General features: G+C 58.7%; 12 protein-coding genes and 2 pseudogenes. 3 read left to right on the plus strand and 11 right to left on the minus strand.

Going from position 1 to position 14,720, the window contains the following annotated elements; genetic code table 11:
* Window positions 1–3: 3 nt before the first annotated feature.
* From ACZ9BX_RS20245 to ACZ9BX_RS20255, 3 genes are all read right to left on the minus strand, one after another.
* Window positions 4–1,077, minus strand: coding sequence for a glycosyltransferase (locus ACZ9BX_RS20245; RefSeq protein ID WP_087003884.1), 1,074 nt, complete (start codon window positions 1,075–1,077; stop codon window positions 4–6).
* An 83-nt stretch (window positions 1,078–1,160) separates the two neighbouring features.
* Window positions 1,161–3,185, minus strand: a complete 2,025-nt coding sequence (locus ACZ9BX_RS20250; RefSeq protein WP_087003824.1) for an NAD-dependent epimerase/dehydratase family protein — start codon at window positions 3,183–3,185, stop codon at window positions 1,161–1,163.
* Window positions 3,182–4,288 (minus strand): NAD-dependent epimerase/dehydratase family protein, encoded by a 1,107-nt coding sequence (locus ACZ9BX_RS20255; RefSeq protein WP_087003821.1) that lies wholly within the window; start codon window positions 4,286–4,288, stop codon window positions 3,182–3,184. The genes ACZ9BX_RS20250 and ACZ9BX_RS20255 overlap by 4 nt, the downstream gene beginning before the upstream one ends.
* Window positions 4,289–4,558: 270 nt before the next feature.
* Between ACZ9BX_RS20255 and ACZ9BX_RS20260 the strand changes: the two genes are divergently transcribed.
* Complete coding sequence (locus ACZ9BX_RS20260; protein WP_087003818.1) at window positions 4,559–5,548, plus strand: MDR/zinc-dependent alcohol dehydrogenase-like family protein; 990 nt, start codon at window positions 4,559–4,561, stop codon at window positions 5,546–5,548.
* Entirely contained in the window at window positions 5,545–6,570 is a 1,026-nt protein-coding gene (locus ACZ9BX_RS20265; protein WP_280173984.1) for a Gfo/Idh/MocA family protein, read from the plus strand. Before ACZ9BX_RS20260 ends, ACZ9BX_RS20265 begins: the two co-directional genes overlap by 4 nt.
* A gap of 427 nt (window positions 6,571–6,997) precedes the next feature.
* On the opposite strand, the gene ACZ9BX_RS20270 is transcribed toward ACZ9BX_RS20265, so the two are convergent.
* The 4 genes from ACZ9BX_RS20270 to ACZ9BX_RS20285 form a co-directional block, all read right to left on the minus strand.
* Window positions 6,998–7,444, minus strand: coding sequence for a CBS domain-containing protein (locus ACZ9BX_RS20270; RefSeq protein ID WP_087003815.1), 447 nt, complete (start codon window positions 7,442–7,444; stop codon window positions 6,998–7,000).
* A 54-nt stretch (window positions 7,445–7,498) separates the two neighbouring features.
* Window positions 7,499–7,735, minus strand: a complete 237-nt coding sequence (locus ACZ9BX_RS20275) for a hypothetical protein (protein ID WP_132568361.1) — start codon at window positions 7,733–7,735, stop codon at window positions 7,499–7,501.
* 45 nt (window positions 7,736–7,780) lie between these two features.
* A complete protein-coding gene (locus ACZ9BX_RS20280) occupies window positions 7,781–8,005 on the minus strand; it encodes a hypothetical protein (RefSeq protein ID WP_132568362.1) in 225 nt (74 codons plus the stop codon).
* A gap of 419 nt (window positions 8,006–8,424) precedes the next feature.
* Window positions 8,425–8,970, minus strand: a complete 546-nt coding sequence (locus ACZ9BX_RS20285) for a sigma-70 family RNA polymerase sigma factor (RefSeq protein WP_245505933.1) — start codon at window positions 8,968–8,970, stop codon at window positions 8,425–8,427.
* 395 nt (window positions 8,971–9,365) lie between these two features.
* Between ACZ9BX_RS20285 and ACZ9BX_RS20290 the strand changes: the two genes are divergently transcribed.
* Window positions 9,366–9,659, plus strand: a complete 294-nt coding sequence (locus ACZ9BX_RS20290; protein ID WP_087006277.1) for a hypothetical protein — start codon at window positions 9,366–9,368, stop codon at window positions 9,657–9,659.
* 116 nt (window positions 9,660–9,775) lie between these two features.
* Here ACZ9BX_RS20290 and ACZ9BX_RS20295 read toward each other — a convergent pair whose 3' ends face one another.
* The 4 genes and pseudogenes from ACZ9BX_RS20295 to ACZ9BX_RS20310 all read right to left on the minus strand — a co-directional run bounded on the left by ACZ9BX_RS20295 (window position 9,776) and on the right by ACZ9BX_RS20310 (window position 14,432).
* Entirely contained in the window at window positions 9,776–10,030 is a 255-nt protein-coding gene (locus ACZ9BX_RS20295; protein ID WP_132568359.1) for a hypothetical protein, read from the minus strand.
* Between the two features lie 1,497 nt (window positions 10,031–11,527).
* Window positions 11,528–12,607 carry an ROK family protein gene (locus tag ACZ9BX_RS20300; protein ID WP_132568357.1) on the minus strand — a complete coding sequence of 360 codons (1,080 nt, stop codon included), beginning with the start codon at window positions 12,605–12,607 and terminating at the stop codon, window positions 11,528–11,530.
* Window positions 12,608–13,116: 509 nt separating this feature from the next.
* Window positions 13,117–13,272, minus strand: a pseudogene (locus ACZ9BX_RS20305) (transposase); the annotation flags it as partial.
* Window positions 13,273–13,473: 201 nt separating this feature from the next.
* Window positions 13,474–14,432: pseudogene (locus ACZ9BX_RS20310) on the minus strand (S1C family serine protease).
* Between the last annotated feature and the right edge of the window lie 288 nt (window positions 14,433–14,720).

The following is a 14,720-nucleotide window of genomic DNA, read 5'->3' on the forward strand; positions in this document are numbered from 1 at the left end:
TGTTCACTCCGCCGCAGTCAACTTGTGCCTGTGCTGCATCGCGCGTGCATAGACATCCAGCAGCGCGTGGCACTGGACGTCGGGTAAAAATTCGCCGGAGCGTCGCCGCGCCAGAAGGCCGAGGTCGAGCCGCATGACCGGATCGGCAGCGAGCTGGTTGATTGCGGCCGCAAAGGCGCGCGGAGCGCGCGGATCGGCAAAGATAGCCGCCCCGTTCCACAGCTCCCGATAGGTGGGAATGTCGGCAAGGACGAGTGCCGCGCCAGCACGCGCCGCTTCCAGTGCGGCCAACCCGAACGGTTCGTATAGAGATGGCGAAGCGACAATTCCCGCGCAGGCCATCAGCACCATCGTCTCCTCGTGCGTCAGCTCGCCGGCAACTTCGGCATGTTGGGCTTTAAACAGCTGCCCGCTTGGTCCCGCCGCAGCCCCTGCCATGACGACGGGCCAATCGGCGAAGGCCGCAGCCTGGTCGAGAACGACGCCATTCTTGCCCTCGTCCCACCAGCGTCCGGCGGCGAAAACGAAATCCTTCTTGGGAGCAGGCAAAGGCACGAGGCGGCTGCAATTATGAACGACCTCGAGATTGGTAATCTGGCCATAACAGCGGCGCAGCGCATCGGCATGACTTCGGCTCGGTGCGAGCACGATGTCGGCGCGATCAAAGCCAAGGCGATTGCGCCGGTTTTGCCAACGCCAGCCGTGGGGCAGGCCGCAGCCGCGCACGCTATCGAACCATGTCGCGATACAGGAGTGCGAAACCGCGACGATTGGAATTCCGATCGCAAGGCCGGCGGCCTGTGACGGCAAGTTCAGGTGCAGGAGATCGACGGGATATTCCTCCACCAGTCTGCGAAGCAGCTTCGGGATCTCGACCAGCCGCCCCTCCTGATCGACGGTCCAGTCGAGCGGAGCCTCCAACCAGATAAGGGTGCCGATCGACAGAGCTTCGCGCCTCTGATGGGCCGACGGCAACGGTCCGAAACCTGCAAACACCGTTTCGACCCCGCCGTGGCGCAGCTCGCCTGCAAGATCCATCGCATAACGCCATATGCCGCCGACGGCATCGACCGTCATAAGGATCCGGTCTGGGAGCTCGCCGTCGCGGAGTTGACCGTGATGCGCTTGGCGCTGTAACCGTCTTTCATTTGCGGGGTAGGTCATGCCATCACTCTCCGTGCCTGCGCCAAGCCCCCACCAAAGCGGTTTCCGATGAGCCATTCATGCAAGTCGCGAATGCCGGCGCGCCACTTTATTTGCGCCTTCCAGCCCGATACCTTTTGAAGTGCGCGCGTGTCAGCGACGAAGAAAAGCTGGTCGCCGGCACGCCAATCGCTATGCGATGTGTGAAGCGACCGACCTGCAAGGTGTTCGATTTCGCGAAGCACTATCTGGATGCTGACAGAATTGTGCGGACCGCCGCCGAGGTTGAAGGCATGGCCCTTGATCCGGTCGATGGATGCAAGCGCTGCACGATAGGCGGCGACGGCATCATTGACGTGAAGAATGTCGCGAACCTGCTTGCCGTCGCCATAGATGGAGATCGCCTCGCCCTGAAGCGCGCGGATCAGGAAATGCGCAACCCAACCTTGGTCCTCCGTGCCGAACTGCCGTGGCCCGTAAATGCAGCTCATCCGCAACACGGCTGTCGGAAGACCGTATGATTTCGCATAGTCCAACACATATTGATCGGCTACTCCCTTCGAGCAACCGTATGGCGTACAGAAATCGAGCTTGTGCTCCTCGCTGATGCCATGCGCGCGGATGGTTTCGTCGAGTGGGATATAGCGATCGTCGAGAGCGACCATCTGCATGTCTTCGAGGTTGCCGTAGACCTTGTTGGTGCTGGCAAAGATCACAGCAGCATTGCGGCCTGCACTGCGCACCGCCTCCAGCACGTTGATCGTGCCGCGTGCATTGGCTTCGAAATCATCGATCGGCTGCAGCAGGCTGGTCGTTACCGCCGTTTGGGCCGCAAAATGGAATACGGCTTTGGCATCAGCAAACGCAGGTTCGATGCCGCGCAGATCACGCACGTCGGCGAGCACCGGGTGCACGCGGTCGCCATGATTATCTTTCAGCCAGCGCAGGTTCTGGTCGACACCGGGCCTGCTCAGATTGTCGAGAACGATGACATCCTCATGTTGCCTTAAAAAGCTGTCTGCGACATTGCAGCCGATGAAGCCACAGCCTCCGGCGATGACGATCGGCGCCGCCCCGCTTGCAAGCGACGGGGTCGTCAGCCGCGTCACTTCTTCAAGCCGTTTGATACCGCCTTCCGTCAAAAGGCGGGCAAGCAGCTTCGGCTGGTTGTTGGCGTCGACGGCGCCGAGATGATAGTGGCGCGGATCGAACCAGAGGCCTTCCTGCACGGGAACGTCCGGCGGCACGTCCCGCCAGCCGTACCAATACATCCGGTCGGCCGGCACGCTCAGTGCCGTCACGAAACGGCGGGCCTGCTCCATCTCATCATTGCGCCAGGTGGAATAGCCGGTCTCGGTGATCCAGATTTCGGCATCCTTGTTGTGACGGTCGAGGATCGCGCGCATTTCGCCGAGATGCAGGTCCCAACCGCCCCAGGTACTTGCTTCGCTGTCCCACGTGCCGGGAAAGCCGTGGAAGCCGACCGCCGAAACGACGTTGAGCACACCGCGTTCACCCATCAGGTTCAGCCAGTATGGGTCGAAAGGGCACGGTCCGCCAAGGATCGGCGACCATCCGCGATGTTTCGCCCAATAGGCGGCTGCGCCGACCATCTCGCAGAAAAGCCTGAAATCGGAATCCTCCCGCCAGTCCCAGTCGAGCAGGTTGTTTGGCTCGTTCCAGAGCTCGATGTGGCGGAAATGGCGACCGTAGCGGGTCAGCACATGATCGACGAAATCAGCATAGTCCTTGAGCACGCGCGGCGCGCCGGAAGACCGGCCGGTTCGAGAAAGCGAGGGTGGCGTGTAGTGTATGCAGGGAAGAAGGTCGATTTCCCTGCCGATCTTCGGAAGCAGCCAATCGAACCATTCCTTGCCGCCGGGCGCGAGATACTCGGCCCATGAGAGATGCGTGCGAAGATAGCTTGCGCCAGCGGCGAGGATATCCGGCAGCACCGTTTCCGTACGCTCGTACTCGCCGGGACGGAACCATTCCACGAAACCATATTGCCGCTGACGGATCGACCGACGACTTGATCTCATGATACGAGCCCCCGTTCTTCGAGTTGCCGTTTCATCTCCGCGCCCCTGTCGATCGCGCCGGCTCCGCGTACCCATTCGGCAAAGCTGCCGAGTGAATTCTCAAGACGGTATTGCGGATCGAATCCGAGCAGTTCACGCGCTTTGGAAATGTCGGCAAAGCAATTGCGAATATCGCCCGAACGGGCCTTGCCCATGATGTCCGGCGTGATTTCAGGCACGCCCATTGCCTCTGCAAGCAGCGCCGCGACTTCGGTGATGGTATAGGCGAGGCCGCTGCCGACATTGATGACCTGTCCTGGCGCCCGAGGTTGTTCGAGCGCAAGCCGGAAGGCACGAGCAATGTCGCGCACATGAACGAAGTCGCGCCGCTGCCTGCCGTCCTCGAAGATCATCGGCGGCTGCCGGTTTGAAAGCCGTGAGGCGAAATTCGCAAGCACGCCGGTATAGGGATTCGACAGCGCCTGGCCGGCACCGAAAACATTGAACAGGCGCAACGCGGTGGTTTCCACACCATAAGCCTCGCCGAAGATCAAAACCTGTCGCTCCTGCGCGAACTTCGTCAGTGCATAGATGGAGGCGAGATCGACCTGCTTCTCCTCGTCGGTGGCGACCGGAACGAGCGGCTCGCCGTCCGGACCGAGCGGGTCCCACTGTCCGGCCTTGACCTCGGCACCTTTGCGGCGGACGAAGCCGAGGCGCCGCCCGTCCCTCGTTTCATAGAGGCCCTCGCCGTAAACGCTCATTGACGAAGCGACAATGACGCGCCTGACCCGCATGCCGATCATCGCTTCGAGAAGCGTTGCTGTTCCGAGATCATTGCTGCCGACATAGCGGACGATCTCGTACATGGATTGGCCGACGCCGACTTCCGCCGCAAGATGGATCACATAGTCGATCTCATCGAGAGCCTGTCGGACTGCTGCCTTGTCGCGAACGTCGGCGCGGACAATTTCGGCTTCCGTCGACATGGCAGGTCCGGCATTTCCATGCACCTGATCGATCAGAGCGTCGAGTATGCGAAGATCATATCCCCGTTCAAGCAACTCTTGGGCGACATATCGGCCGATAAAGCCGCACCCTCCAGTAATGAGAACTTTTGGCATCGTTCACCTGAAGCTATGTGGATCAATAGGTTGACCTGTGTCGAACTGAGCCACACGGCGAAAGTTCCTTCATCAATGTCATCTTTGTCGTCTTTAATGTCTTCTTCTTCATTGACATCAACCCTCTATGGCGCTGCGCGGTTGTCGGATGCCACGAAACGTCGGAGCGTCACCGACCTTCCGCGTCTTGTCGGAACCGGAAGTCTCTTTCGGAGTTAACGCCATGGCTGTCGGTTTGTGGCGCTATTCCCGAGAAAAGGTGGACGGACAATGGATGCAGCGACACCAGAACACACCCGGTTCATGCAGGCGGCGGTGGTGACTGGGCCGGGCAAACTGAAGGTGCAGCGTGTTGCGTTGGCAGACCCGGGTCATGGACAAGTGAGGATAAGGCTTGAAGGCTGCGGCGTCTGCGCTTCAAACCTAACGCCATGGGCAGGAGCCGAATGGATGCAGTTCCCGACCGAACCTGGCGGTCTCGGTCACGAAGGCTGGGGTGTGATCGATGCCGTTGGCGCCGGCGTCGACGGCCTTGTCACCGGCGATCGCGTGGCGGCCCTCACCTATCATGCCTATGCTACCCACGATTTTGGCGATAGCGACGCAGTGGTGCGCCTGCCAAGCGAACTCGATGGCCAGCCTTTTCCGGGCGAACCACTCGCCTGTGCCATGAATATCTTCAAGCGCAGCGGCATTAAGGGCGGGCAGACCGTCGGTATCATCGGTATTGGCTTTCTTGGGGCATTGCTGACCCAGCTTGCAGTTTCGGCGGGTGCCTCCGTGATCGCTATTTCCCGGCGCCCCTTTTCGCTTGAACTTGCACGTCGGTTGGGAGCAACCGATACCATCCCAATGGAGGATCACCGCCAAATCATTGACGAGGTGCGCCAACTGACCGATGGCCGCTTCTGCGATTGCGTCATTGAAGCCGTCGGCAAACAATGGCCGCTCGATCTCGCTGCCGAACTGACGCGGGAACGCGGCAGATTGATCATCGCCGGTTATCACCAGGACGGCGTACGGCAGGTCAACATGCAGCTTTGGAACTGGCGCGGCCTCGATGTCATCAACGCTCATGAACGCGATCCAGCCATTTACATTCAAGGCATACGCGATGCCGTGGAGGCGGTGGCGAAAGGCAAACTTGATCCCCTACCCCTTTATACTCACAGGTTTCCGCTCGAACGGCTCAACGAGGCACTTAACGCGACGCGCGATCGCCCAGACGGCTTCCTGAAGGCCTTGGTGATCTACCCGTGAACCGGTCAATCTCTCGCCCGACGCCCACTTTGAATACGCGCCGCCCGCGATTGGGCTTTCTCGGCCTCGGATGGATCGGCCGCCACCGGATGGAGGCGATCCTGAAAACAGGCCTCGCTGACGCGGCAGCAATCGCCGATCCTTCATCCGGCGCAATCGAAGACGCGCTGAAATCCGCGCCATCGGCTAAGGTCGCGGCCTCCTTGGACGGGCTTCTCGATCTAGATCTGGATGGTATCGTCATCGCCACACCGAGTGCGCTGCATGCCGAACAATCGATCGAGGCATTGGAGCGCGGTGTGGCAGTCTTCTGTCAGAAGCCGCTCGGGCGGAGCACTGAGGAAGTCACGGCCGTGATCGAGGCCGCTCGCCGCGCCGATCGCCTGCTCGGCGTCGATCTCTCTTATCGCCACACCGCCGCCATGCAGGAGATTCGCAATCTTGTCCGCAGCGGCACGCTTGGCGAGATTTTTGCCGCGGACCTCACTTTCCACAACGCCTATGGTCCCGATAAGCCATGGTTCTACGACAAATCGCTATCCGGCGGCGGTTGCGTCATGGATCTCGGCGTACATCTCGCCGATCTCGCGCTTTGGGCGTTCGATTTTCCTGAGGTTGAGCACGTTTCCGCGAGGCTTTACAGCAAAGGTAAGCCCATCGGCAACAACAGTTGCGAGGTCGAAGATTTCGCGGTGGCTACCATCGACGTTGCAACCGGCGCAGTATTGCGGCTGACGTGTTCCTGGCGTCTGCAGGCCGGTCGCGATGCGGTGATCGGCGCCTGCTTTTACGGCACCAAGGGCGGTGCGGAATTCCGCAATATCGACGGTTCGTTCTATGATTTCGTCGCTGAACAATATGAGGGAACGCATAAGGCCCTCTTGACGGCACCGCCCGATGATTGGGGCGGGCGTGCCGCAGCCGACTGGGCCTGGAGGCTGGCCGAAAGCCGCCGGTTCGATCCGCAATCAGAGCATCTCATCGCTGTCGCGCGGCTTCTTGATGCTATCTACAAGCGGTAGTCCGCTGCAGTCGGTACTCCAAGGCGCGCCTTCCCGCCGCTCCGGACAACAGCGAAAATATCAGTCGAAGCTCCTGCAGGCTTCATTGGCGTGCCTCGCGACCTTGCTTGCCGGATCCATACCTGTTGCTGGCTCAGTTCGGGGATAGCATAGCATTCCTCCGTCTCCGGCGGCGGCATCCGCGCCGGTTCGTGGCCGATGCGAAGCGCCTGCCGTCATCGGTATTGCCGCAGTTGCCGAATCCATCGCCGTGGATCGGAAGGTGAATGACGTGGTGGGGGATTTTTTCATATTGCCGGATTTGCGGGCGTAATCCTCGCCTCAATAGGCGAAGGCGCCGCCGACATAATCCGGGCCGAACAGATTGCTCGTATTGAAGGTGAGAGCTAATCGCACGCGGCCAGCCTGCCGCAACACGCTGCCGTCGCTAGTGACCTGGGCCGCTCGACTGCGAGTGCTCGCCGCCGTGCCGCGATATGCCTGCCAACGCGGCACCTGCTGAGCGATTCCCTGCAGCTCGGGCCAGGTCGCCGAGGGAGAGGATGCCGACAAGGACCTTGCTTCGCTCGACGACTGGAATCCGCCTAATCTGATGATCGGCGAGATACTGGCAGACCTCCTCCGTGTCTTGATCATCAAAGCAGTATCTGACCTTCGACGTCATGATACCGCCGACCTTCGCCTCGGGGCCCCAGCCCTCAGCGACAGCGCGCACCGTGATGTCGCGATCTGTCAAAATGCCGACGAGCCGGCCATTTTCCGTCACCGGCACGACACCAGAGTCGAGTTCGGCCATGAGCCTTGCTGCTTCCTGTATCGTCTGCTCCGGGGTGACCAGCCGGACACCCAGCGTCATCACTTCGCGCACTTTCATGATTCTTCCTCCGCCTTGTATGGATTGTCACAGCGGCCGAACGTGCTTTGCCCGCTACGCGCCACCGCGCTTTCGGTGCGGGCTTTCCTGATTGCGACCACGAAGCACGCTGCGGTCGTCTTCCTGGATTTCAGGCGACGGCCCGATACTTTGGCCCTTGCGATACGCCTTCTTCGCAGCCTCGGTCTTCTTCAGGTCCGCCGCTGCGTCAAAATCCTTGTCGGCATTGGCAGTATTCTCCCGCTTTTCGATGACGCGAAGCTGCTGTTCGTGAGTCTTCTTACCTACCATCATTGCCTCCTTATGGCTTTCGCGAGCTTGGTCCGCGCGATCGCACTAAGATCGCTTTGCTGGCCGGCGGTTAGCGGCATGATCTTGATATTGCTCGGTTTTGATGTTCTTGCTGTCGAGACCACGCGTTTTTGAGTGCTGGGCCTTATCACGGTTTGACAGGACCATGTTTTCACCGAGGCGCTCATCGTCAACCGTCGAAGCGGCCCCTGATGCGTCGCCCTTGCCTTGCGAGCCGCGACCGATATGCTTCTTGCTGCTGTCTATCATTTTTCCGTCCTTTTTGCTTAGAACATTTGACGAACCACCCGACCGGACAATTGTTCCCGACTCCGGAAAGGAAGCTTGCACTTCTGAGGTTTGCCAGTGGGTCAGATCAGGCGCCATTTGGCTCTATTGTCTCTTCATCGGCTTGGGCCGGCAGCCGCGGCGCGAATGATATATGCGACCCGGAAAACCAAATCTGGTGATCATGGCAAGCGGCCCATACTTCACGGAGATGCCGGCAATGAACCGATCCCTTGCGCGAGCCATCTTTTTGAAGAAACCGGTACCCTCGATGAAGTGGTCCGGCACGCTACGGATTGGTTCAATGCGCATCTTCGCCCGCCAACGCCGCCGCAACAAGGATGACATTTTTGGATTGGCGCTGAAGAAACCAATGCCCCAGCCGTTGCGCCAAAGGAAACTTAAGACTTTCTTATCGGTGATCCTCGCGTATCTGGAGAGACATTTGCGCCGTTGAGGCGGGCAGCGAGATGACCGCGGGCGCGATTGACACGGCTTTTTATCGTACCGATCTCACAGCCGCAGAGACCGGCTGCTTCCTCGTAACTTAGCCCCCAAGCAATATAGATAAGAGCCTTTCGGTGTTTCACAGGGAGGTTCTTCAGGGCCGCCCGGACGTCGTTCGCAAACAGCGCGATTTCCTGATTCGAGTGAACGGGCACGTCTAAGCTGGCCAGATCATCGACCGAGCCGATAGGCGAACGCTTCTGAGATTTGCACTGCGTGAGGAAAGTGTTGCGCATGATGGTAAACAGCCACGATTTCATCGCGTCGGGGCCGCGAGGCTCGAACCGGTCTACGTGCGCCAGTGCTTTGGCGACAGCCTCCTGCACGAGATCATCAATGTCACTCCCATTGCGAACAAATTGGCGAGCGAAGGCTCGAAGTGCAGGAACAAGGGAAACAATTTGCTCTTGTGGCGTGGGCCGAATGGGTTGTGAATTCACGGTTTCATTCTCCATTTGGTAATTGGAAAATGATCGATGAAAAAATGTGTTCCGATCGACACGGAGTTTGTGCGAAAGCGCACACTGCCCTGAAATTCTGATTATTATGCATCCGTCGCCCTCTTAGACGCGGCGCAAAACCATCTCCATTTTGGCGCTGGATTAAATCACTCAGCTCCATCGCTCCTCCTTTGCTGTGAAGATGGCTGTCCTTCAATAAGTGAAATCTGGGACAAGCGGCGTTGCAGACCAAAGTCTGCGGCCGTTCTGGCGGAACATCGGCTTGGTCGGTTCTTCTGATGCGAAGCCAGGGTGAAAATCCCTGCAAATCTCGCCGGGTACGTCGGACCAGGAAACCTATGGTATAAGTTCAACTCTGACTGAAAGGGACCGATTTGAATACCGCCAATCTGCAGTTAGAGGGGCTCTACATGGCCCTGGTAGCAATGAATAAAATGATGGTCGAAAAGGGCATCATCAGCCACTCAGATGTTTGCGCCGCGCTGACTGAGGCGGAAGCAGGTGTCAGCGCGGGTAACTTGCCTCAGCTGTCCGATTCCAACCGAAAAAGTGTGGTTTTCCCGATCCGGCTTCTGCTTCTGGCCAACGAGGCCGCGGAAAGAGGTGAAAACCCGGAATTTGCAGACTATGCGCGCTTGATCGGTAAGCAAAGCGAGGTTTCGGAATAAGCATGCTTGGGTGGCGAAAACTCGGCCGTTACTCTTCCGGCGGAGATGCCCAGCCGGTGGGGGCATTGTCTTGACAACGGGCCGCGGCCTCAAACTGTGAACCTGAGCCAACGGCATCAAATCCGATGGCGGTTGTTTTCCTCCGCTCGCGGCCGGCTGCGTGCTTCAAAGTTCGCCAAGTCCTCGTTGCGAAGCTGAGCGATCGCCTCCATGGCTTCGTCAGCCTGCCAACCGGCGCGCAACGCGGCCGCGACTAAACGCACTTCCAACTCCTGCTCGAGCTTCAGATAGAGACCCTCCAACGCCTCCTTGGCGGTGACGATATGTTCGTCGTGTGAAATGACATCAGGAATTCTTGCGGCTCGGCGCATTATCCTTTCTCCTTCGCTCTCATGTTAATGCCCCTGTCTCAGAGAGGGAAACAATAGCGCCGCACGCAGCCCTGCATGCGGATAGTCTCTTAGACGGCTGCCCTTTCCTGGCGGGGCCATCCACCTGGTCTCTTTACGACGTCACTGACTGATCGCATGGCCGTCCGATTGGATGGAGATTCATGTCGGAAGCATCAGCTGGGCGTATACAGATGCGGCAAGCGCCGCCAGACTGAGAAGAAAGGCGAGGCCTGTCGCATCACGTGCCGCAGCGTGGAGGGACCGTAATCCTGCGGCACTCGGACGATCGCTCTAGCAGGTGGCGGTGTGAACTGGAGTTGACAGCCCCCGCTACGCGGATCTGATATCTAACACTCCAACCGTTGCGATGGTTCCATTGAAATCTGGCCGCTTGATGTCGTGCACCCGGGAATGTCTTGCGGCAAGTAATTTCCAGCAGGTGGCAGTTCCGCCGAAGGGCAAATAGGACCGGACTCCGCTTTCCACTGCCGGGCAGACCACCGAAGATAATGAGCATGGGCCGACCTCGGAGTTGGTTTGCGAAAATCCAAACGCCGCGGGAACAGCGATTGCCATACTCGACGCCTATGGGAATTTCCCTGTAGGCCTTTGTCTCGAAATCGAAGAAGCGATCGTTGCGACTGCTGAAGGCGCCGACAAGATCATCCAATGCAAGGCGACGCGATAGTCATTTCGTCTCTCCATCCCCCGCGGGCGTATTAATGGTTGGAGTTGGCGTCTATGCGAGACCAACGGCATCTGCGCCAGGACGAACGCCGAAGGTAAAGTGCGAAAAGTCAGGGCGATCACGCGCAGCAAGACGATCGTTATGCCAGTGGCAAGGCCGCCGAAGCGCCAATTTTGCGGCATCAGTATCGCTCATACCTTCCAGGCGCAGAATTCTTTGCACGCTTTCGCACAGGGAACTTTCGATCGTGCTGCATGTTTAACAGACGGATCGCGTGGTGATCTCGTCATGACGGAATCGACGGCCCTGTCTTGCACTGTACGATCCGCCCAGTGCAACGGGGGCTGAGAATCACTCCGTTGTGCTAAGTGCGGCCGGGCTCGCCTCCTCCCTCAAGAGACGGGCCTTGTCGCATCCTATCGGCAACCGGCTCTGGCTCCTCCCCTTGAGCCGGTTTCCTCTCGCAAATGACACCTGGCCCGCGCCGGCGGTTCTTTGCGGCCTTGCCAGTCTCCCCTTTCGATCTCAGAATAGGTCCATGTGATGTTACAAGTGCGTATCAGTGCGAGCGAGAAGCCAATGCAAGAAGTAGACGTTGCCATCTGCCAGCGGGTATTCGATCGTGTGTGTGCGGCAAAGCGTATCACGAGCGACTACGACCGCGATCATTTGGCGATCCAAATAATCCATTTATACCAGGACGGCACGACGGATGAGGACAGCTTGAGCCACCTGGTCATTTAACGGACGCGCAGCACAAGCGCCCATCGCAATAGGACTAAACCGCCTCAGGCCTTGGTTTTTCCGGATGTGGCTGATGTCCGGTTCGTAAAGCGAACATTTCCGAAACCGGTTCCGATCGTAACGGTTGACCAATGTGCGACGTCTTGCATGACCGGAACCTGCGAGAGACCCTGGACGACGCCGTCATTGTGCATCACCACCAGCGTGTCATGTTCGCCGATGATCGGAATGGCCTCCATCAGCTCGCGAGGCAGATTGAATCGTCTGCCCTCCCAATTGCCGCCCGGAAGATTCTGGCCGCCACGTACGATGGAGCCATCCGCTTCGATGACTCCGGGACATGCCACGCCGATGACCGGCGCCAACGAGAAATGCCGCTTCTCCGCCCTGTTTATTAGCTTGATCAGCATCTTCACCAGCTTTTCGATGGCCGCTTTACGGCTCTTGCAGTCTTCGCCATATCGCCAGATGCAGCATTTCCAGATTCGAGCTTGTGACAGGTCCCGGCGAACGGAGAGTCGGGTTTCCACGACGCCTGCTCGAATATTTGACCCTCCGATGTCGACTGCGAGGATGCCGTCATACCCGTCTAGCATCCAAGAATGCATCAGGTGCGCCGAGCCGAGCAGCCCTGCCTCGTCAGGATGGTGGACAATAGGCACGACATCGATTGTTAGCCCCTCGCTCTTCAATCTAATCATCGCCCGCGCGATTGCGAGCTCACAGAAGACGCTCTCTTTCAGACCCCCTCCGACGGCGATACGCTGTGTGCCGTTCCAGCCATCTTCACTGAGAAACCGTTGCAGCACATAGGCAATTTCCGCAGCGAAATCTTCGATTGCCCCCATGATCAATGCCGAGGCTTCCCTATCCTCGCCATTCAGCAAGGCGTCGATCTGCTTTTTTGACAGTTCTTCGGTCGCTGTATCACCAAACGGGTCATCGCCGCCCTTGCGAATGCGTTGGCGCCAATCTTCAAGTTTCTGTCGGAAAGCCCGCTTGTTGGCGCGATCGCCTATGAAACCACTCTCGTCGCGGAGTTCGAGATTGTAGCAATCCACCGTGACGGACGGCAGGTCTGCCGCACCGTGGTTGAGGAGGGGACGGCCATTTTGTTTTGCCATTTCGTTTTCCAAGTCCCGACGTACATCCTCAACGTTCACGGCAGATACTCGGTTCCTTGGGAGCCGTCGAACACCCGGGTGAGATCAACGGGCTCGGAAGAAGCGCTGAAATGCGGCAGGCGCTTACTTCTGTACGCCTGCTCTAACGGTCGCCAGTACCGGCACTAGTCTATCACCACGTCGAGGCCGGGTTCGCCCGGCCTTTGGGACTGGCTAGCGGCGCATGATCGACTGCACCACATTGAGGATTGGGAAATGCTTCAAGCTGGTGGGGTACAAAGGGGCGCCGTGAGAACCGTTGCTATCCAGATTATAGTGCGACATCTGGATGGGAATTCGGTGGTGTCGTCGGCGACTGTGGCATCGCAATTGACGCTGGCCGGGCGTCGCTCGTTTCAGGCTGTCGCGCAGCGACAATCTCGGCGGCGTTATCATCGATAGCAGAGTCGAAGCTTAAGTATGCTGAACAGTGTCGGTCATGAAGGTAACGAAGATGGGGGCAGCGACGGCGATCGCCTTCTTCAATCCGGCATGATCGTCCGAGACGACGAATTCCAGCCGTGCAGATGGCGCTGCTTCAGCTTGGCCAGGAAGTCCTTCCAACTCGAGTGCCTCTCACGGTTGGCCAGGTCGACCGCCAACATTTGGCGCCGGCCTTCGATATCCTCGACCGCGTCCACCCGGCCGTGTAATCGAGCGATTACTGCTTTCATCCACTGCTCCGGTATCGACAGAGCCGCAACTGCTGCCATGACGTTTCATTTCGCCAAGTTGCGTCCGGCCGTGATCAGCCCAGCACGGGAGATCGCGAATCCTATCGAAGATCGAACTCGGCTTCACTTGGACAGAACTCGCCGCCTTGCGCGCTATTCATGCCGGCGCTGCGGTCTTACGGTACGGCTTTCTATCCGTCCTGCGACCGAGAAGATCAGGAAATCACTGTCGGTATCGATCCTCTCTCCATCCATCAATCTCACGACGTCATCAATGCCGGAAACCGGAAGGCGGTCGATCGACAGGAGATAGTCGCCCTCTTGCAGCCCTGCCTTCTCGGCGGGGCTGCCCGGCTCCACGCGGCGAAGTCGGACCGCCGTAGTCTGTGCCATGCCCGCTTCCAAGGCTATCCTTCGATGCAGCTCGACGGTGTCCGCGGCAATGCCAATATAGGCTCTGCGAACATGACCGAAACGCAGAAGCTCAGAGACTACATGCTTTGCTGTATTCGACGCCACTGCGAATGCGATGCTTTGCGCGCCCTGGATCACGGCCGTGTTAACGCCGATCACCTCACCCGCAGACGATACCAGAGGGCCGCCGGAATTACCGGGATTGAGCGCCGCGTCAGTTTGGATGATGTCCTCCATCAAACGACCACTGGCAGCGCGCATTGACCGGCCCAGCGCAGATATGATTCCTGCCGTAACCGTCCATTCAAAGCCCAGAGGATTGCCGATTGCTATGGCGATATGACCCCGCTTTAGACTTTTTGAGTCTCCCAATTTCGCCCAGACACCTGACCAGTCGTTCGCGCGGATCAAAGCGAGGTCCGTGTCAGCGTCGCGCCCGAGCACCCTGCCCTCGATGACTGCTCCTTCCGGCGTTGTGATCAGGATGTTCTTGGTGTCACCCACGACATGGTTGTTGGTGACGACAAGACCATCTGGCGAAATTGCAAAGCCTGAGCCATGACCGGCACGGTCACCGATTCTTTCGATTCGGCTGACCGCGGGACCGACAAGATCGACTGAGGAAGACACCGATAGGGAATAGGCATCCAGCAACCGGTGTCTGAAGACGGCTGGATGTCGCGATCAATGAAGCCCATGAAAAACTCCGCAGGATGCGTCGCGTTGAGGACCGGCAGCGGCCGCAAAACAAGCGAGAGGCTGTCAGTTCGACAGATTTAAATCCGCATTCAGATGATGGTTGTGATGACTTTATTCAAGTCACCGGCCCAGCTATCGCCGCGGCTGTCGGCAAGTGCTCGACAATGCGCTGCGCAGGACATCCTGCAGGAGCGCCATCCTCCCATTTCGCTGGCCTTGCGAGCGAGCGTGCGATCTCTTCAATGTTACATGCGAGGTGGCCGCGCCCCTTCACATGAGGAGCTCAG

The organism is Rhizobium sp. USDA 3886 (genome assembly GCF_056279785.1).